The sequence below is a fragment of the Bacteroides sp. L10-4 genome, assembly GCF_013373675.1.
Lineage (GTDB): Bacteria > Bacteroidota > Bacteroidia > Bacteroidales > Bacteroidaceae > Bacteroides > Bacteroides muris.
In genome coordinates this window covers 50,345-70,641 of sequence record NZ_JABXJH010000001.1, presented here as the reverse complement: position 1 = coordinate 70,641, position 20,297 = coordinate 50,345, and the positions used below count along the sequence as shown (strand labels likewise).

General features: G+C 46.9%; 7 protein-coding genes and 3 pseudogenes. 7 read left to right on the top strand and 3 right to left on the bottom strand.

From position 1 onward, the window contains the following. Nucleotides 1–256: 256 nt before the first annotated feature. The 3 genes and pseudogenes from HU824_RS00335 (at nucleotide 257) to HU824_RS00325 (ending at nucleotide 6,832) form a co-directional block, all read left to right on the top strand. Nucleotides 257–3,523 carry a TonB-dependent receptor gene (locus tag HU824_RS00335; protein ID WP_176467709.1) on the top strand — a complete coding sequence of 1,089 codons (3,267 nt, stop codon included), beginning with the start codon at nucleotides 257–259 and terminating at the stop codon, nucleotides 3,521–3,523. A gap of 107 nt (nucleotides 3,524–3,630) precedes the next feature. Next, nucleotides 3,631–5,643: pseudogene (locus HU824_RS00330) on the top strand (RagB/SusD family nutrient uptake outer membrane protein). Between the two features lie 100 nt (nucleotides 5,644–5,743). Then, complete coding sequence (locus HU824_RS00325; RefSeq protein WP_176467708.1) at nucleotides 5,744–6,832, top strand: glycoside hydrolase family 43 protein; 1,089 nt, start codon at nucleotides 5,744–5,746, stop codon at nucleotides 6,830–6,832. Between the two features lie 227 nt (nucleotides 6,833–7,059). On the opposite strand, the pseudogene HU824_RS00320 reads toward HU824_RS00325, so the two are convergent. Both HU824_RS00320 and HU824_RS00315 read right to left on the bottom strand, forming a co-directional pair. Next, nucleotides 7,060–9,773: pseudogene (locus tag HU824_RS00320) on the bottom strand (glycoside hydrolase family 2 TIM barrel-domain containing protein). Nucleotides 9,774–9,935: 162 nt separating this feature from the next. Then, nucleotides 9,936–10,967: a LacI family DNA-binding transcriptional regulator gene (locus tag HU824_RS00315; RefSeq protein ID WP_176467707.1), complete on the bottom strand. Its 1,032-nt coding sequence runs from the start codon at nucleotides 10,965–10,967 to the stop codon at nucleotides 9,936–9,938. A 183-nt stretch (nucleotides 10,968–11,150) separates the two neighbouring features. Between HU824_RS00315 and HU824_RS00310 the strand changes: the two genes are divergently transcribed. From HU824_RS00310 to HU824_RS00300, 3 genes and pseudogenes are all read left to right on the top strand, one after another. After that, on the top strand, nucleotides 11,151–12,083 hold the full coding sequence (locus HU824_RS00310; RefSeq protein WP_176467706.1) for an aldo/keto reductase: 933 nt from the start codon (nucleotides 11,151–11,153) through the stop codon (nucleotides 12,081–12,083). A gap of 157 nt (nucleotides 12,084–12,240) precedes the next feature. Next, nucleotides 12,241–12,512 (top strand): annotated as a pseudogene (locus tag HU824_RS00305) (sorbitol dehydrogenase); the annotation flags it as partial. A 58-nt stretch (nucleotides 12,513–12,570) separates the two neighbouring features. Continuing rightward, on the top strand, nucleotides 12,571–14,187 hold the full coding sequence (locus HU824_RS00300) for a glycoside hydrolase family protein (RefSeq protein ID WP_176467705.1): 1,617 nt from the start codon (nucleotides 12,571–12,573) through the stop codon (nucleotides 14,185–14,187). A 317-nt stretch (nucleotides 14,188–14,504) separates the two neighbouring features. Here HU824_RS00300 and HU824_RS00295 read toward each other — a convergent pair whose 3' ends face one another. After that, nucleotides 14,505–17,825: a beta-galactosidase gene (locus tag HU824_RS00295; RefSeq protein ID WP_176467704.1), complete on the bottom strand. Its 3,321-nt coding sequence runs from the start codon at nucleotides 17,823–17,825 to the stop codon at nucleotides 14,505–14,507. 312 nt (nucleotides 17,826–18,137) lie between these two features. Here HU824_RS00295 and HU824_RS00290 point away from each other — a divergent pair, with 312 nt between their 5' ends. Beyond that, nucleotides 18,138–20,294 carry a translation factor GTPase family protein gene (locus tag HU824_RS00290; RefSeq protein ID WP_136009023.1) on the top strand — a complete coding sequence of 719 codons (2,157 nt, stop codon included), beginning with the start codon at nucleotides 18,138–18,140 and terminating at the stop codon, nucleotides 20,292–20,294. The last annotated feature ends 3 nt before the right edge of the window (nucleotides 20,295–20,297 follow it).

Below are 20,297 nucleotides of genomic sequence, written 5' to 3'. Positions count from 1 at the left end.
ATTGTCAACGCGCTTGTTGTCCGTCGGATTCCGTTACTTGGAACATCCCCGTACTGTTTAGTGCCCGAGGCATATGTTGTGCTGTTTTTCAGGGTAGAATTATGTTTCAAATAGCTCTGTAGACTATAATTCGACCAAACAGAATTATGATTGGAGTGCTGTTGGTGGACAGACTTTTATATTTGTCGCGGTTTTCACAGCATGATATAGTGTGATAATGACAAATAATTTAATGTTTAATCTTAAAGTTTATACAATGAAAAGACAGAGATTCTTTGAAGAATTCGGACTGAAGGCGTTTATCGCTTTGGCAGTTTGTATGATTCTCCTGTTGAATGTTCAGTTCGTGAACGCCCAAAGTTCAACAGTTCATGTAAAAGGTGTGGTTAACGATGTACTGGGACCGGTCATCGGTGCCAGTGTAGTAGAGAAAGGTAATACTGCCAATGGTACTATTACCGATATAGACGGTAACTTCTCTCTGAATGTTCCTTCGGATGCCACATTGGTTATCAGTTTTATCGGTTATGCCACTCAGGAAATTCCTGTGGCCGGGAAAACTTCGATGGCCATTACTTTGAAAGAAGACACCGAGGTGCTGGACGAAGTGGTGGTAGTAGGTTTTGGTACGCAGAAGAAGGTGAACCTGACCGGTTCGGTAGGGTTGGCTACTGCCAAAGACCTTGAATCCCGTCCGGTGACCAATGCCACGCAAGCTTTGCAAGGTTTGGTGCCGGGTTTGCAAATCAGTTCCTCAAGTGGTGCTTTGGATAAGACGGCTTCTATCAACATCCGTGGTAACGGTACCATCGGTAAGGGATCAAGTGGCAGTCCGCTTGTATTGATTGACGGTATGGAAGGCGACTTGAACTTGGTGAATCCGCAGGACATCGAGAGCGTTTCCGTATTGAAAGATGCCGCAGCTTCTTCTATCTATGGTAGCCGTGCGCCTTTTGGTGTCATTTTGATTACCACCAAAAAAGGCAAGAGCGGCAAGGCTACCGTAAACTACAACAACAGTTTCCGTTGGGGAAGTCCTATCAATATGCCCGAACAAATGGACTCTTATACGTTTGCCAACTTCTTCAACGAGGCAGCTCGCAATGCTGATACACAAGCTATTTTTACACCGGATGTGATGCAAAAGATGATTGACTGGCAAGCTGCCGGCAAGACAAACAGGGGTGGTATCGTAACCGATGGTAAGGTTTGGGGTAAGCCCGAAGGCGACCCGTACCTCACCAGTTGTGCCAATACGGACTGGTTCTCTGAGATTTATCGAGACAATGTGTTCTCGCAGGAACATAATGTAAGCATCAGCGGCGGTAGCGAAAAAATAAGTTATTATGCGTCATTGGGTTATTTGGACCAGGGTGGTTTGCTCCGTCACGGTACTGACAATATGAAGCGTTTCAATGCCACAGCCAAAGTGAACGCCGAACTTACCGCCTGGATGAAGTTCAATTACAGTATGCGCTTTGTCCGTCAGGATATGCTTCGCCCGACGGCTTTCAGCGCAGGTAGTAATGGTGACGGGGGCTTGTATGAGAACATAGGTCGCCAAACATGGCCCAACCTCAGTGTATATGATGAAAACGGCTATTACTTCGATAACAATGGTGGCGGTATTCCCGGACAGTTGGCTTTGGGAGGTGACCGTAATTGGCAAAGCGACCGTTTGTACCATCAGGCAGCTTTGATATTTGAGCCCATCAAGAACTGGGTGACTCACGTGGAGTTCAACTATAGTACACTTGATAGCGACACTCGCGAAATATCTCTTCCGGTTTACAATCACGATGTGAACGGCAATATCATTGATACAAAAGGCACCAGCAGCCTCTATCAGGATTATAAGAAAGAGAACTATGCCAACTGGAACATCTATTCAAATTATTCGCTTACGCTGAATGATGACCACAACTTCAAGGTCATGGTCGGTTTCCAAAGTGAAGAGATGCGCCAACGTTTCTTTAGTGCCAAGGGATATGGTTTGCAATCCGAAGACTTGCCTGAACTCGACCTTATCTCCGGTTTGGACGGTGGAGGAAAAGAACAAGCCAATGAATTGGGAGGCTACCGCAACGAATGGGCTACAGCCGGTTTCTTCGGTCGCTTGAACTACGACTATCAAGGCCGCTATATGGCCGAAGCCAACTTCCGCTACGACGGTTCTTCACGTTTCCGCGAAGGAAACCGCTGGCAGTTTTCTCCCTCCTTCTCTTTGGGATGGAACATTGCGCAAGAGTCTTTCTGGGAAGATTTCGCAGATGTATGCAACCAGTTGAAACTTCGTGCCAGCTATGGTCAGCTGGGCAATATGAACACCAATGACTGGTATCCCACTTATCGTTTGATGACACTGAATATGGCCGGTGGCAAATGGTTGCAGAATGGTGTACGCCCCAATGCAGCTTATGTGGGCGAGTTGATTAGTACGGCACTCTCTTGGGAAACCGTACGCACTTGGAATGTGGGTATCGACTTCGGATTTTTGAATAACCGACTTACCGGTACTTTCGATGTATATACCCGTTTTACCGACAATATGGTAGGTCCGGCACCGGAGCTTCCGGCTACATTGGGTATCGCTACTCCAAAGACTAACAACTGTGACTTGAAGACGGTGGGTTGGGAACTTACGTTGGGTTGGCGCGACCAGACGAACTTTGGCTTGGATTATGGGGTCAAGTTCAACCTTTCCGATGCCCGCACGTATGTAGAAAGTTATCCGGGTAACCCCACCAACGCCATCGGTAATGGCAACTTTATTGCCGGACGCGAACTTGGCGAAATCTGGGGCTTCCAGACGGTAGGCATTGCCAAGACAGAAGAAGAGATGAAAAAACACATTGCACAGGTAGGCGGACAAGACCAGATTGGTTCTAAAAAATGGGGTGCGGGTGACATTATGTATGCCGACTTGGATGGAAAGCCCGGTATTACTCGCGGCGCACAGACACTCGATGATCATGGCGACTTGACTGTCATAGGCAATGATACTCCTCGTTTCTTGTTCGGTATCGACTTGAATGCCGCTTACAAAGGTTTCGATATTCGCGCCCTCTTCCAGGGAGTGATGAAGCGCGACTACTTCCAGAACTCCGACATCTTCTGGGGTACTACAGATAGCAGCTGGTGGTCTATGGGCTTCAAGGAACATCAAGACTATTTCCGTGAAGAGCCTGTAGGTCTGGAAGGTCATCAGATTCCTGCCAATATTAATGCTTACTATCCTCGTCCCCGTTTTGACAGCAAACAGAACCACGAAACGCAGAGCCGTTACTTGCAAGATGCCTCGTACATTCGCTTGAAGAACCTGCAAGTGGGCTACACATTGCCGCGTAGCATCGTAAACAAGGCCGGTTTCCAGAACCTGCGTGTATATGTGTCGGGCGAGAACCTCTGGACCGGTACCAGCCTGATTAAGCTTTTCGACCCCGAAACCATCAGCGGTGGACGTGGCGGTAACGTATATCCTTTGTCGCGCACCGTTTCCGTAGGTCTGAGCGTAACTCTCTGACGGAGATTATTCGAGATGATATTTTGCAACAATAGAACCTTTTATATATAATAGACATAATTATGAGACATAAATATATTCAGCATATTGCACAAGTCGCTTTGGCAATGGCACTGCTTGGAGGAACTACCTCATGCGAGGATTTCCTGAACCGCGAACCTATGTCAAAACTTTCACCTGAGACTTACTATACATCGGCGGCTCAACTGGAAGCCAACTTGAATGACGAATATCCCAATATCCTGCCCTCTTACGGTCAGTGGGACTACGGTATCTATGGCGCAGACAACGATACGGACAATCAGACGGACGACTACATACACGACCGTTTTACCACCGACCAATGGAGAGTGCCTCATTCGGAGGATAACAATTGGAAGTTTGAGCGCATCTATCGTACCAACTTCTTTTTGAGTCAGGTGATGCCCAAGTTCGGAACGGCTATGGACGGATCGCAGAATACCATTGGCGGTACACTGGCGGATGTAAAACACTATATCGGTGAAATGTATTTCCTCCGTGCTTATGAATATTTCAAGAAGTTGCAACTATTCGGTGATTTTCCTATTATTACCGAACCTTTGGTGGATGAGGCGGCATCACTGGTCGAAGCCTCCAAGCGTCAGCCCCGAAACGAAGTGGCACGCTTCATCATCGAAGATTTGGAAAGGGCTGCCGAATTTATGAAAGACGTGGATAAGGCGACTACCCGCATCAACCGTGATGTGGCCCTGCTCATCAAGAGTCGTGTGGCTCTGTTTGAAGCATCTTGGCTGAAGAACTTTGCAGGTACGGCTTTTGTGCCCGGTGGTGAAGGATGGCCCGGTACTGCCTTGCACAGCGGATATGCTTATCCCGAGGGAAGCATAGAAAAGGAAATAGAGTTCTTCTTGAAGAAGGCTGCCGAAGCTGCCAAGGAAGTGGGTGACAAGTATGTGAACCAACTTACCAAAAACACTGGTCTTGTGCCGCAATCGGCCACCGACCCTGCCAACCCCATACTTGATATGTATGCGCAGGAGGATTTGAGCAATGTACCCGAAGTGCTGATGTGGCGTCAATATGCCCGTGGCGTTGAAACACACAACATCAATGCGGCTGCCTGCCGTGGTAACTATCGTATCGGCCTGACTCGTGGATTGGTGCAGAACTTCTTGATGCAGGATGGAACACCGGTCTATACGCACGGAACGTATGCTGATGGAGACGGCTACTATATGGGTGACAAGGAGATAGGTGATGTCCGTGTGAACCGTGATCCCCGCCTCAGTGTATTTTTGAAAGAACCCGGACAGAAGAACATCTTGTTTGAGGTTGACAATAACGAAGGTACGGAAGTGTTTATGGAAGAGCCTTATCCCGGCATTACCAACAGTGATAGCGAACGTGGTTACGTTACCGGTTATGTGGTTCGCAAAGGCGGTTCGTTCAATCGTAAGTATTACGCCAATGGTGGTGGTTATACCGCAGCTGTGGTATTCCGTGCTACTGAGGCTTTACTCAACTATATGGAGGCGAGCTATCTGTTGAACGGAAACTTGGACGCTACCGCACAGAATTATTGGAAAGCTTTGCGTCGTCGTGCAGGGGTGGACTAAGATTTCAACAAGACCATCGCCTTGACAGATATGAGCAAGGAGGCAGAAAACGACTGGGGAGCTTATACTGCCGGAAAGCTTGTTGACAAAACCCTCTATAATATTCGTCGCGAGCGTCGTTGCGAATTTATGGCCGAAGGTCTCCGCTATATGGACTTGCGTCGTTGGCGTGCGATGGACCAATTGATGGAGAACCCATACCATATCGAAGGTATGCACTTGTGGAATACGCCGATGGAGGAATGGTACATTGGAAAGGACGGCAAGTCAACCTTGATTGGCGATGGTTCTGAAAATTCGAACGTTTCCTCCAAGGAGCGTAGTGAATACCTTCGTCCGTTCGAGCGCTATGCTGCTCAACCGGGGTATGAAGGCTGTACTTGGAAGATGGCTCACTACTTGCAACCCATCATGGTGAAGCAGTTGCAACTTACTGCCTCTACGCCGGGCGATCCCTCAACTTCAGTGATTTACCAGAATCCGTTCTGGCCTGTTACAGCAGACCAGCCGGCAGAGAGATAAGGCGAAAAACGTTTTCAATAGGTATTTGACTTTTTAAGAGGATGGAATCTGCTACGGATAAGTAGCGGTTCTGTCCTCTATTTATATAATATGAATCAGTATGAAAAGAGTATTAATCTTATTGGGTTTGTTTGTCTTGCTGGCAACGGTCGGCAAGGCTCAGAATAATTGGAAAGACATTGACGGCGAGTATATCAATGCGCACGGTGGGGGGATATTGGCCTACGGTGGCAAATATTATTGGTTTGGCGAGCACCGTCCGGCCAAAGGATTCATCACCGAAGTAGGGGTGAATTGCTATTCATCCACTGATTTATGTAGCTGGAAGCACGAGGGAGTTGCCTTGTCTGTATCACCCGAAGCGGAAAGTGAGATAGGGAAAGGTTGTATTATGGAGCGTCCTAAGGTGATATACAATAAGAAGACCGGAAAATTTGTTCTGTGGTTTCATCTTGAATTGAAGGGTAGGGGGTATGAAGCGGCCCGTGTTGGTATGGCGGTAAGCGATACTCCTGCGGGGCCTTATCGCTTTGTCCGTTCCATGCGTGTTAATTCCGGAATATTTCCGATGAATATGTCTCTGTCGGACAGAAATATGAAATGGGATTGGGATAAATATAAGGAATGGTGGACTCCGGAGTGGAGAAAAGCAGTCGAGAAAGGGCTTTTTGTACATCGTGACTTGAAGGACGGACAAATGTCCCGCGATATGACCTTGTTTGCGGATGATGATGGAAAGGCTTATCATATCTATTCGTCCGAAGAGAATCTTACTTTGCAGATTGCCGAGCTGACGGATGATTATCAAGGCTACACAGGAAAATATATCCGTCTCTTTCCGGGCGGTCACAATGAAGCACCGGCTATTTTTAAACACGACAATATCTATTGGATGATAACATCCGGCTGTACCGGTTGGGATCCTAATGAAGCTCGTATGTTTTCGGCTCCTTCCATCTGGGGACCGTGGACGCAACATCCGCATCCGTTTATCGGGCCGGGAGCTGAAAAGACATTTGGCGGACAAGGCACTTTTGTGTTTCCTGTATCAGAAGACAAATTCATTTTCATGGCGGATGTGTGGAAACCGGATAGCTTGATGTATTCCCGCTATATTTGGCTACCTGTTGAATTTGACAAAGCGGGAATACCTGTCATAGAGTGGAAAAACAATTGGAAACCGAGGTGAATTCAGGATTTTTATTTGGATAATCTGGAGTGGTTGTGTCACCCCTTCTTAACGCTTGTTTTTAGGCGCGGATTACGCATATTATGCGGATTCAATACCGTAAAATCCGCATAATATGCGTAATCCGCATCTAATATTATAACATTGTGAAAGTACTCATGTGCTTTTGACGCATTGTTCATGATTGTAGAGTAGACTCCTGCTTTTTATTCTAAACAAGAAGAAAGTTATTTCTTTTCCCCGAAGTCCTCTTGCTGCTTTTCTACCTCTTTCAGCCTTTTTGCATTCAACTTCTTCAGTAATTGTTCTTGTTTCAACTCTGCATCCGATTTGGCAGTTCCTTCTTCCAATCCGGTGGTGGAAGAGGCTGGAATGAGTGCCGCTTCTTTTTCTGAATATACTAACGGATGTTCTGCCGCCACACTCTCCAGCTCCAATACGGCACTGACCGGCATTTGCGAACCTTCAAACAAGACACTTGCCGACACTTTTATTTTACCCGGCTTCAATGTCGACTGTATCAGTGCCGGTGCAGTTCCCCACTTTATCGGAGCCGGATTAGCCAGCACACCCGCATTTCCCAAAATACGTCCCTCGCCTTCTACATGAAATTTCACATAATAATTATTCAGCCTTTTAATCGTCCCATTCCCATCAGCTACGGCAGCTACTATAGTTACAAAGTCAGAAGCGTCAGCCTTCAAAGCCACATTCTCGTCATCTACCCATAGCAACAACTTTTCCGGACGTCGCGCCGGAAACCTTTCATGTGTAGCAACGACCTTTCCATCAATCAATCCTTCGGCCTGCAACCAAACTTCGGACTGTTTCTGTTCCCGGGCCAGTGCCTTATCCTCCATAAAATCGTACACATCACGAAATGTTATGATTGGTGAAGGCATACCTCGGGGTGTTGCAGGCTTGATATAAGTAAACGATTTTCCATTTCTCAGAAAAGTAAGCCTCACTTCCTCGCAGTTAGAATAAACAGTTACATCCTTACCGGAAAATGGAGTCATTTCATGAGCAATATATACCATAGGCCCTGTTTCGAACAACTGTTCCTGTTTCTTTGGAGAGCGTTGTGCTTTGAACATATAGTAAGCATATTTAGGTTGGCGGAACACGTCCATCAGCCCACCATAGAACGGATCGGGATGATATCCACGCTGATGGTCGAACGAATGCCAGAGGCAGCCTCCCATATGCTGACGGGGAGTACGACACAGAGCGTCGTAAGAAGTATAGACATAATGGGGATTGGCATAATGCAGCGCCTGTACAAGCATAGGTTGCTCCTCCCAGTTACGCGCTACACGACTGGGGGAGTTATGAGAACCCCAGTCATCCACATTGTCGCCCCATTCGAGGGTAAAATAAGTGATGGTAGAATCTGCTTTTTCAACATGCCACATCTTGCCGTCGAAGTACGGGTGGGTAAATAATACCGGAAAATGTTCATGCCCGCGTGCTTCACGGTCGCAACCGGAATAACAATACGGATAAGGGTATTCTTGGGCTACAATATCCCTGGTCTTTTTGGCAAACTCCTCCGGATACCAAGTCTCATTGAGGACTGGTTCCCATAACCATACACAAGCATGATTACGGTCACGACGCACCAAATTGCGAATGTCACGATATACATGTTGTGCAAATTCGGGAGCATCATTCTAGAACTGCCAGCCCGGAGTATTGACTATGACAAACAAGCCAAGTTCGTCGCACGCATCCATGAAAGCCGGGTCTTGAGGACAATGAGCATTACGAATTACTTTCATTCCGGCATCACGCAGTTTCTTGGCATCACGCCAATGGATACTGTTGGGAACTGCATTACCTACCACTGCAAAATCCTGATGGCGGTTGGCACCTATCAGCGGGCTTTCATAAGGCTTGCCATTCAACCAAAAACCTTCCTTGCCCTTAAACTCCACACTACGAATACCGATACGACGGCAATATCCGTCCACTACATTCCCTTCACAGTCACTGATACGTACGTTCAGATTATATAAAACCGGATTTTCCGGGCTCCACAACAACGGATTTTCTACAAACATCTTATTATGCGAAACAACAGCCTTACCTGCATGTACTTGTATCTTATTCGTCATCGAAACTGCTTGCCTGCCGTCCGGCCGTAACAGTTCATACTCCACCATACCCGTAAAGTCTTTACGGCCATCATTCCGTACTTGTGCTTTCAGCAATACTTCGGCCGAAGCCTCCGATACTTTATCATAAGCCACGCACAATCCTCCACCGGCTATTTCATCCTCAAAGCTCGGGTCGGTAATGAAGACTGGGTTATGCGCTATCAGCCAGCAATCACGATAGATGCCCCGAAATAAGTAAAGTCAAGCATTTCCTGCGCTTTTCCCAGAGGATAGGCCGGATTGTTACTGTTATCTGCCCATACGGCTATCACATTATCTTCTCCCCATTTCAAGACTTCAGTCATGTCAATCACTATCGGCAAATATCCCCCGAAATGTTCGGTCATCAATTGCCCGTTGACAAATATCCTGCTTTTCCCCATAATAGCTTCAAAATGAAGGAAAAGCTTTTTCCCTTTTAAAGTGTCAGCCGGAGTAAAATGCTTGCGATACCATACCTCTCCCTGATAATTAACGCAGCCGCTGGCTTCCGTGGGCAGATATTCAATGCCGTTGGGCAAAGAAACTACTGTCCAGCTGCTGTCGTCAAAGTCCGCTGTTTCAGCCTCTGCAACGTCTCCTTTATAGAAACGCCAGGCAGGATTCATGGAGAAGACCTCACGTCCGGAATTCGGCAACTCAAAAAAGCCGGCAGTGGAAAACTTGGGTTTATAAGTGATGGAGGCGCTTCCGCCTGTACATCCGGTTGCTTTCCCTTGTACATCAGCGTATCCGAAAAGGAAAATGCACAACAGTAATAGGATTTTTTCAAAATTTATCATGACATCTCTTTTATTGTTACCTACAAAGAAAATGCCTTTTCTACTAAATATATGTATGGCTGATTTGTTTTTTCACGTAAACCATTACGTAAGGATGCGGAATAGTTCTTTTACTTCATAAAGGATTGTCGAAGAGTTATTGGGCAATGCTTAAAGAGAAAGTCATTTAGAAGAACAAGTTGTTTTAATACTGCTTTCTCTTATCTGCAGGTGTGTAGGTAGAATCACTTGCTTGACTGTCTTTTCGCCCTTTATCTGTTCTATCAGAAGTAGGCAGGCGCTTTCCCCCATTTTGTATGTTTGATGGGATATGGCAGACAGTTTCGGTTCTACATAGTTGGGATGTTGTTCGTCCGTATATCCTATAATGGCGATGTCTTCCGGAATACGCAGCCCGTGGCTCTTGATGACTTCCATGGCTGCAAAAGCCAGTGTGTCGTTCATGGCCAAAATCGCATCGGGAGGATTGGGGAGTGAAAGCAGTGTTTCCGTGGCAATTTTTCCTTCTTCAAAATCTATTTTTCTGCATACGACAAGTTCCTTTTCAATGGGAATGCGGTTGTTGCGCAATGCCTCCAGATAACCATGCTTTCTTTTTCTTACAATATCCAGATGGTTGGCTCCTCCTATGAATGCCACCCGTCTGCTGCCATTGTCCAGCAAATGTTGGGTGGCCATGAGTGCGGAGTAGGCTCCATCTGCCACTACTGAAGAAAATTGTTCCGTGAGGCAGACACGGTCGAACAGTATGAGTGGCATGTTGATGTCTTTCAAGGCAGAAAAATGGGAATAGTCTGTTGTCTCCTGGGATAGGCAGGCAATGATTCCTTCCACCCGCATGTTTACTAGGTTCTGGATGTTCCTTTTCTCATATTCGTATGACTCATGCGAGGTTGTGATGATGATGAAGTATCCGTTTGCAATGGCTGTGTTCTCTATGCCGTTCAGAATGGAGGCGAAGAAATGGGTTACGATGTCTGGTACTATCACGCCGATAGTGCGTGGTGCGTTTTTCCGCAAGCTTAGTGCGAACGGGTTGGGACGATAGTTCATTTCTTTTGCTAGTTTTTGGGCTTTTGCGCAAAGCTCAAGGCTGATTTCAGGACTGTTTTTTAAGGCTCTGGATACAGTAGGTACGGATACTCCCAGTGCTTCGGCAATATCCTTCAGTGAGATAGGCTTTGGTTTTATCATGGTCAGTCAGGCGTTTCTATGATTCACTTGCAAAGAAACTATATTTCCTTTTAACGACAGAACGCACTGCCGTTTTTTTTTACGTAAACCGTTGCGTGTTTTTTTTGATTATTATGTCTTCCGGCAAGGTTGTTTTCGTCTTACTTTTGCGGTATACGGAAAAACAACTTAAATTTTAGAAATATGCAATACCATGAAATTGGAAAAACCGGAATGAAAGTGTCGTCACTCAGTTTCGGAGCTTCTTCTTTGGGAGGGGTTTTTCATGATATTAAAGAAAAAGAAGGTATTGAGTCGGTGTTTATTGCTATTGAGTCAGGGATGAATTTTATAGATGTCTCTCCTTATTATGGTCATTACAAAGCTGAAATCATTTTGGGAAAGGCTTTGAAGGATATTCTCCGTAACAGCTATTATCTTTCCACCAAGGTGGGACGTTATGGAAAGGATGGGATGAATACGTGGGACTATTCTGCCAAACGTGTTGTAGAAAGTGTCTATGAAAGTATGGAAAGATTGCATATTGATTTCATTGATTTAATCAATGTACATGACATTGAATTTGCCGATTTAAATCAGGTGGTCAGTGAAACCCTGCCTGCCTTGGTGGAACTGCGTGAGAAAGGAGTGGTGGGTCATGTCGGAATCACAGACCTGCAACTGGAAAATCTGAAATGGGTAATAGATCATACACCGGAGGGGACGGTGGAGTCTGTTCTGAACTTCTGCCATTACTGCTTATGCGACGATAAGTTGGTGGATTTCCTTGATTATTTCGAGTCCAAAGGGATAGGGGGTATCAATGCCTCTCCGCTTTCTATGGGTTTGCTGACCGAACGGGGTGTTCCGGCATGGCATCCTGCTCCGGCTCTGCTGGTAGAAGCATGCCGCAAGGCGATGCTGCATTGCAGGGCGAAGAATTATCCGATAGAAAAACTGGCTATGCAGTTCTCCGTGAGCAATCCGCGTATAGCTACTACATTATTCAGTACGGCAAATCCTCAGAATGTAAAAAGCAATGTTGCTTTTATTGAGGAACCGATTGATTGGCAGTTGGTACACGAGGTGCAGGATATTGTTGGTGACCAGCGACGTGTGAGCTGGGCAAATTCATAAGAAAGGGCTGGCTATGGATTATACAATCATAGATGCGCATGCCTATTTGTTGTTGCGGCAAGATACGATGGTGGATGGCTTGCCTGTTCGCACTTTGGAACAAAATTATTCCTGCCGGAGCAATTATCAGCAGATGTTGGAATTCATCCGGGAATCGGGTGCTGATGTTGTGATTGAGGCTGTAGGCAGTTCTGTAACATATGTGATGGCGGCGGATGAAGTCGGATTTGCGGGACGTATGGTCTGCATAGGATATGTTAAGAGTGAGGTTACGTTTCAAACAAAGCTATTTGTACAGAAAGAACAGGATACTCGTGGCTCACGGAATGCGTTGCCGGCAGATTTGTAGAGCCTGAAAAGGTGTTGGATGTCATGAGGGAGTTGGCGGCAAATCCGGGAAAGGTATTTCGGATATTGTTTGAGTTATAGAAAATGATAAATTATTGTATCTGTATTTAAATTGTTGAACTTCAAATAAATGTGTAAAATGAAGAAACTATTGACATTGATTGGGGCAAGCCTTTTGTCCGTATCGCTTTGTGCGCAGATAACGGAACGTGAACGTCCTGCCGAATGGATGCAATTGGTAAAGGGCGGACGTTTTATGGATCGGTTTCAACCTATGCCTGAAGGTGTTTCAGCTCAGGGCATCTGGGGAGCAGACAGTGTGCTGAACCGCTACGTGGATAATGGAATTGAACTTCCCGGAACATCCTTTTGGGGAGGGAATATCTTGCAGAGTGCCGATGGCAAATATCATCTGTATGTATGCGGCTGGCCGGAGGAATCTCCCAGAGGACACATGTTCTGGCCCAGCTCGACGGTTTATCATGCTGTGAGTGATAATTCTACCGGTCCCTTTAAAATACGCAATTCGGTGGGCAAGGGACACAATCCCGAAGCCTTCCGGCTGGAAGACGGACGTGTAGTGGTTTATGTGATAGACGGCTACTATATAGCTGATAAAGAAGACAGTTCTGTTTGGACATACGGACAGTTTGATTTTGATGCGCGTGACCGCAAGATTATAGAAGGGCTTTCAAACCTTACCTTTGCCCACAGGCAGGATGGTTCCTACTTGGCGGTGTGTCGTGGAGGAGGCGTTTGGATTAGTAAAGATGGTCTTTCTACTTATTACCAGTTGACGGATAAAAGGGTTTATCCTCCTGTGGAAGGTCGGTTTGAAGACCCGGTGGTATGGCGGGATGACCTTCAGTATCATTTGATAGTGAACGATTGGTTGGGACGAATAGCTTTCTATCAGCGTTCAAAAGACGGGGTTCATTGGATTATTGAACCGGGCGAGGCTTATGTGCCGGGTATTTCTTTTCACAAAGACGGTGAGGTGGAATCTTGGTTTAAGTACGAACGTCCTAAAGTTTTCCAAGATGAACACGGACGGGCGACTCAGATGAACTTTGCTGTTATAGATACAATAAAATGGGAAGATTTGCCCGGTGATAGGCACAGTTCCAAGAATATCTGTATTCCGCTGAACAAAGGTATGTTACTTTCTGTCTTGAATGAGAAAGAGGTGACTTCCTCTACGCGTACCATAAAAGTGAGAATTGCTGCGGAAGAGGGATTTAATCCTCAAACCGAAGTGGATGTACAGTCGCTGCGTTTTGGCTCTTATAAGGAGGTGAACTTCGGGCGAGGCTGCAAACCTTTGAAGACATGTGTCTCAGGCAAAGATTTGATTGTTGTTTTCTCCGGCAAAGGAAGCGGAATTACCGCTGAAGAGTTTGCTCCGAAGATGATAGGTAAAGATAAGGCAGGTAATATGCTTTATGGTTATGCACGTCTGCCTTATGTAGACTACCAACTAGCTTTACTTTCTGCCCGGCGTCCTGTGTACGACAAAGGAAAAGGAGAGTTACGACTGGAGGTACAGAATTTTGGTTTGTCAGCGTCTAAGGCTGTTGAAGTTGAGGTGAGATCTGGCAGAAACTGTTTAGGGCGAGTGCAAGCAGGTGCATTACAGCCTTATGAAACCGTAAATTTGTCGTTAAAGCCTGCATCAGCTTCTTTTGATGAAAAGTCCGGATATGAAGTGGTCTTTCTGCAAGATGGAGTAGAAGTGGAAAAGAATGTTTTTGAGTAAAAGATTGCCCATGTTGGGACGGTGTGCATATAATCTTCAAGATTGTGCATGAACTGATACTTACTTATTATCAACAGGGCTGATTCTCGTACTCCATCACATGATATAGTGTGCCGAACCGTGACTTGCGGGACGGCACTTCATGTCTCTGCAATATCCTTTCGAATACATTCATTTGCTCATTCGGGACGCTATATTCACATCTTCCCGGGATATTTCCGGATTCCGGGAAGATGTGATGAATATGAGATACCTCATCTTACTTTTTTACAAGATATGATTCATGGCAGGAGTTCTGCTTTATAATATAATCGAAATCAATATTTGAAGCTTTGTGTCTTTACGTAGACTTTGAAGTCTTTGATTCCACCCGGTACTTCGCTCTCCATTCTGGGAAGATACTGTATGCCGGTCAGTGTACGGGTGCTGCCCAAATCAATCACAACTGCATGTGAGTATGGAGTACCTTTTGTTGTGCTCCAGTAGGTTGATTCCTGGAGGTCGAAGAGCTTGTCAGCAGAACAGTTGACGTGGGATACGTCTTCGCTGTCGGCATAGTTGACAATCCAGGGCTCTCGTGACAAACGTTCTCCATTCTCATCCAGCAGATACATTTCGGCGATACAAGCCAAGTCTTTTCCGTCTTGTGAGTTCAAGGCTTCCAGGCAGATATAGCGTCCGGTGACGGGCTGGGCAAATTTGCGTTCCTGCCAGCCGTTGCCGGGATTGAAGCTGCCGGAGAGAACGGGCTGCTCACCGGACAAGTCAAGGTTTTCGCCCTCATTTCGGTGTGTCAGCGATTTGGTGACAAGTAATTGGTCTAGCAATGGTTCGCTCAGACCTTCGGACTTGGCTTCTTTGGGACCGATGATGTCGAAGACAATCACTTCATTCTCGCCTTGCTTCAACCAGCATCCCGGGATGTAGAGGGTCTGTTGTGGGCCGATTTCCCAAATGCGTCCCATGGCGTGTCCGTTGACATAGACAAATCCTTTGCCCCAAGTCTCGAAGTTAAGGAATGTGTCGCTGGGCTTGTTCACCTTGAAGGTGGCACGGTAGCAACCCGGAATGCGTTGTCCTGATTCATCTTTCAGTGAGCCAATGGGCTGGAACTTCATGTTCTTATAAAAATCGTATGTATCTTCGAGATTATAGACTTCCCAATCTTTCAGGTTACAGGTAAAAGGACGGCCGTCAATATTTACGGTAAGTTCTACGCTTTGGGTGATACCCTTGAGGTCCTTGATGGCACGTCCAAAGTTGATGCGGCCCATGGCTTCTACCAGAATGTCGAGGCGTGCACCTTTGGGGCAGGCGGGGAATTCCAGTTGCTTTTCACCGTTGCGTCGGTCCAGTTTGCCGATGTATTTGCCGTCCAGGAAAACTTGGGCGTAGTCGTGCACATCGTTTACGGTAAGCAAGGACGGGATTTTCATTTCGGGCAATGTGGTACGGTAGAGGATGCTTCCGAATCCCTGGTCATATTCCTCCATGGTGCGGATGTTGCGGTCTTTCTTGGCAGCAGGAAGGTTGTCGAACAAAGGAGCCATTTCAGTAAATTGGAAAGCTGGAATGCGTATGGGCTTGATTAAAGCTGGAACTTTAGTCTGCTTCTCACCATCCATGTATTTGGATAATGTTTTCCGTAATTCCCAGTATTTGGGAGTGGTCTGTCCAGATTCACTGATAGGGGCATCGTAGTCATAAGAGGTAACGTCGGGGGCGAATCCCGGCGAGTTTGCTCCTGCCCAGTGTCCCCAGTTGGTTCCTCCGTGGGTCATGTAGAGGCTGAAGGAGATGCCTTTGGATAACATTTCGTCAATACCGGCAATCATGTCGGCAGCCGGACGGGTTTCGTGGTTGGCTCCCCACTTGTCGAACCAGCCGCTCCAGAACTCGGAGCACATCAGCGGGCTGTCGGGACGGAGCTTCTTCAGCGGTGCAAACTGTTGGTCGATGTTGGCTCCCGTACCGAAGTTCATGGTCCATGCTAGGTCGTGGAGTCCGTTCTTGGTGAAGTTGGACGCCCAGTCGCATTGGAACAGTGCTACGCCGGGGTAATTGGCGCGTACAATGTCGCGGATTTGCGATACGTAACCTTTGTCTTCCCCATAGGAGCCGTATTCGTTTTCTACTTGTACCATGATGATGGGACCTCCGTTCTGTATGGTCATACCGGCTACCTGCCCGGCAACGGCTTTTTCAAAGATATCTACACGTTCCATGAAGTAGGGGTCAGATTCGCGCAGGCGTATGTCCTTCTTCTTGAGCAACCACCAGGGCAGTCCTCCCATTTCCCATTCGGCGCAGACGTACGGTCCCGGACGCAGGATGACATACATGTTATTTTGCTGGCATAGGCGGCAGAACTCTGCCAGGTCATTTTGTCCGCTGAAGTCGAACACTCCCGGCTGAGACTCGTGGGAGTTCCAGAATACATAAAGGCAGATAGTGTTCATGCCCAGTGCCTTGCATAGCTTGATGCGTTGGTCCCAATAGGCTTTGGGGATACGTGGATAGTGCAGTTCTGCGGCTTTGATGACAAACGGTTTGCCGTTCAGCAGGAAAGTACCCTTTCCGGCTGAGAAGTCACCTTGTCCTTCCCATTGGGTATGCGGGTTCCAACTGTCGCGCCAGGGTATCGTGATTGTTCCGTCTTTGCTGAATTCAAGCGGGAGCCATACGTAGCGTGAATCCTCAAGATCTTTCTTCTTCCAACGGTCGAACATGGCGATGTAGGCGTTTCCTTTTCCATAGACTTGCTGTACGTAGGTGCTTTGCGCGTAGAAGGTCTTGTCTGCATCAAGACCGGTACACGGATTGCCGATGATAGTCCATTGCCCCATGATGGAGTCTGCCACTGCCAATTCGGCCACATTGGGGTCCCAGCCGGTGCAACCGGAAGAGAGCATATAGTACTTGCCGTTGTATTTGAATACAGCCGGTGCTTCGCGGCTTTGCTTTACGAAGTTGCGTGTATAGCGGCCGCTGGGTTTCAGGTAGTCGTCCGTCAGCTCGCTTATATATAAGGTGGCGTTGTTTTCCGAAGAGTAGAACTGATATGCCTTGCCGTTATCATCAACAAACACTGTCTGGTCGCGGCTCATCGCACCGTTGGGACGGAAACTACCTACATAGGTGAATGTCCCGGTAGGAGAATCGCTGACCGCTACGCCGGCACACGCCTTACTGTAGTCGGCGCTTTCCACATGTGCCCACATGACGAATTTCTTTGTCTTTTCGTTGTAAATCACTTTAGGACGTTCCAGCACCTTACTGGGGTGTAGGTCGTGTTTCTCGTCGTCTTTCACTGCAGGTAGTACGATACCTTCGAACTTCCAGTTCAGCAGGTCTTTTGAAGAGTAGCAGCTTACACCGGTTACGTCGGTGCGGTAGCATTCCCATGTGGCCCATTCGGGCAGGATAGTTTCCCCTTTTTTGTATTCACCGTACCAATAGTAGGTTCCTTCATGATAAAGAAGGCCGCCGCCATGAGCGTTGATGGGATTGCCGTCCGTGTCCTTCCAGATATCCCCGGGTATGATTGCGGCACTTTTCGTTTGTGCTTTTGTTTTTGCAGATGGCAGGCAGCAAAGGCAGACCAATAATGCAAAACTCCAAATAATTTTCTTTTTCATTTAAGAATTTGGTATTAGATAATTAATAAATCATTTTTATGTTTGCGGCAAAGATATGCGAAAGTTGAGAAATGGAAGGTAGGTAAATATGTCAAAAAGGAGAGATTATAGTTCTAATCTCTCCTTTTTGTGATGTTTTTCTGTCTTTTTTATTGAGTTTGTATTTGTTTCTTAAGTTATAGGTAGGGGGTATTGTGTTTTATAACATGCTTCCCTCTGTTGTTTTTCTTTTAATTAATGCCTAATTTGCGCCTCACAAAAGTTAACGGCATCATCGTATGTCAGGTTATTCACTTAAAATCTTAATATATCATGAAAGTATATCAGACGAATGAAATTAAGAACATTGCCCTCCTTGGCAATGACGGCTCGGGTAAAACCACTCTCACGGAAGCGCTGCTCTTTGAGAGTGGTATTATAAAACGTCGCGGCAGAATTACTGCCAAGAATACAGTCAGCGATTACTTCCCGGTGGAACAGGAATACGGCTATTCTGTGTTTTCCACCGTTTTCCATGTGGAGTGGAACGGCAAGAAACTGAATATCATCGACTGTCCGGGTAGTGATGACTTTGTAGGAGCTGCCATGACGGCACTCAACGTTACTGATACTGCCATTCTGCTGCTGAACGGGCAATACGGTCCCGAGGTAGGTACGCAGAACCATTTCCGTTACACAGAGAAACTGGGTAAACCGGTCATCTTCCTGGTAAACCAGCTCGATAATGAGAAGTGCGATTATGACATGGTGCTTGAGCAGTTGCAATCCATATACGGCCCGAAGGTTGTGCCGGTGCAATATCCTTTGGCTACCGGACCGAGTTTCAATTCGTTGATTGATGTACTTTTGATGAAAAAATATTCGTGGGGACCCGATGGCGGTGCTCCCACTATCGAAGATATTCCTGCCGAAGAAATGGAGAAGGCGACAGAACTGCACAAGGCATTGGTGGAGGCTGCTGCCGAACATGACGAAGGCCTTATGGAGAAATTCTTTGAGCAGGATTCTTTGACCGAAGATGAAATGCGCGAAGGTATCCGCAAGGGATTGGCTTCACGCGGTATGTTCCCGGTATTCTGTGTCTGCGCCGGCAAGGATATGGGCGTACGCCGTCTGATGGAATTCTTGGGTAATGTGGTACCGTTTGTGGACGAAATGCCGCCGGTGCATAATACACGCGGTGAAGTGGTGCAACCGGATTCCAACGGACCGACTTCCCTGTATTTCTTCAAGACTGCCGTTGAACCGCATATCGGTGATGTTCAGTACTTCAAGGTGATGAGTGGCAAGGTGCACGAAGGTGATGACTTTACCAATGCAGACCGTGGTTCCAAGGAGCGTATCGCCCAGATTTATGCTTGTGCCGGTGCAAACCGCATCAAGGTAGAGGAAATGGTAGCCGGTGACATCGGCTGTACGGTGAAGCTGAAGGACGTGCATACCGGTAATACTTTGAATGGAAAGGGTTCTGAAAGCCGTTTCAACTTCATTAAATACCCGAACTCAAAATATTCACGTGCCATCAAACCGTTGAACGAGTCGGATACGGAAAAGATGATGGTTGCTTTGAACCGTATGCGCGAGGAAGACCCGACATGGGTGATAGACCAGTCTAAGGAACTGCGTCAGACTATTGTACATGGACAGGGTGAATTCCACTTGCGTACCTTGAAGTGGCGTCTGGAAAACAACGAGAAGCTGCAAGTCAAGTTTGAAGAACCGAGAATACCATATCGTGAAACGATTACGAAAGCTGCGCGTGCGGATTATCGCCATAAAAAACAGTCGGGCGGTGCAGGCCAGTTCGGTGAAGTTCATCTGATTGTTGAGCCTTACTATGAAGGTATGCCGATGCCCGAAACCTATAAGTTTAATGGGCAGGAGTTCAAGATGAATGTCAAGGGTACCGAAGAAGTGTCATTGGAATGGGGTGGCAAGCTGGTGTTTGTCAACAGTATCGTGGGGGGCTCCATTGATGCACGCTTCATGCCGGCTATCCTGAAAGGTATCATGTCGCGTATGGAGCAGGGACCGTTGACAGGTTCGTATGCCCGCGATGTACGCGTCATCGTATACGATGGAAAGATGCACCCGGTGGATTCCAATGAAATTTCTTTCATGCTGGCAGGACGAAATGCGTTTAGCGAAGCATTCAAGAATGCAGGTCCGAAGATTCTGGAACCCATTTATGACGTGGAGGTATTCGTTCCGTCGGACAAGATGGGTGACGTGATGGGTGACTTACAGGGACGCCGTGCCATGATTATGGGTATGAGCAGTGAGGCAGGTTACGAGAAACTGAGCGCCAAGGTGCCTTTGAAGGAAATGTCATCTTACTCTACGGCACTTAGTTCGCTGACTGGCGGACGTGCTTCGTTCATCATGAAGTTTGCCAGCTATGAACTCGTTCCGAGTGATGTACAAGATAAGCTGATCAAGGAATTTGAGGCCAAGCAAGCTGAAGAATGATTC

What these genes read in the sequence shown, in the direction of transcription:
- HU824_RS00325 (WP_176467708.1), top strand. Translation starts at nt 5,744, where the DNA reads ATGAAAAGAGTATTAATCTTATTGGGTTTGTTTGTCTTGCTGGCAACG.
- HU824_RS00300 (WP_176467705.1), top strand. Translation starts at nt 12,571, where the DNA reads ATGAAGAAACTATTGACATTGATTGGGGCAAGCCTTTTGTCCGTATCG.
- HU824_RS00290 (WP_136009023.1), top strand. Translation starts at nt 18,138, where the DNA reads ATGAAAGTATATCAGACGAATGAAATTAAGAACATTGCCCTCCTTGGC.
- HU824_RS00335 (WP_176467709.1), top strand. Translation starts at nt 257, where the DNA reads ATGAAAAGACAGAGATTCTTTGAAGAATTCGGACTGAAGGCGTTTATC.
- HU824_RS00310 (WP_176467706.1), top strand. Translation starts at nt 11,151, where the DNA reads ATGCAATACCATGAAATTGGAAAAACCGGAATGAAAGTGTCGTCACTC.
- HU824_RS00295 (WP_176467704.1), bottom strand. Translation starts at nt 17,825, where the DNA reads ATGAAAAAGAAAATTATTTGGAGTTTTGCATTATTGGTCTGCCTTTGC.
- HU824_RS00315 (WP_176467707.1), bottom strand. Translation starts at nt 10,967, where the DNA reads ATGATAAAACCAAAGCCTATCTCACTGAAGGATATTGCCGAAGCACTG.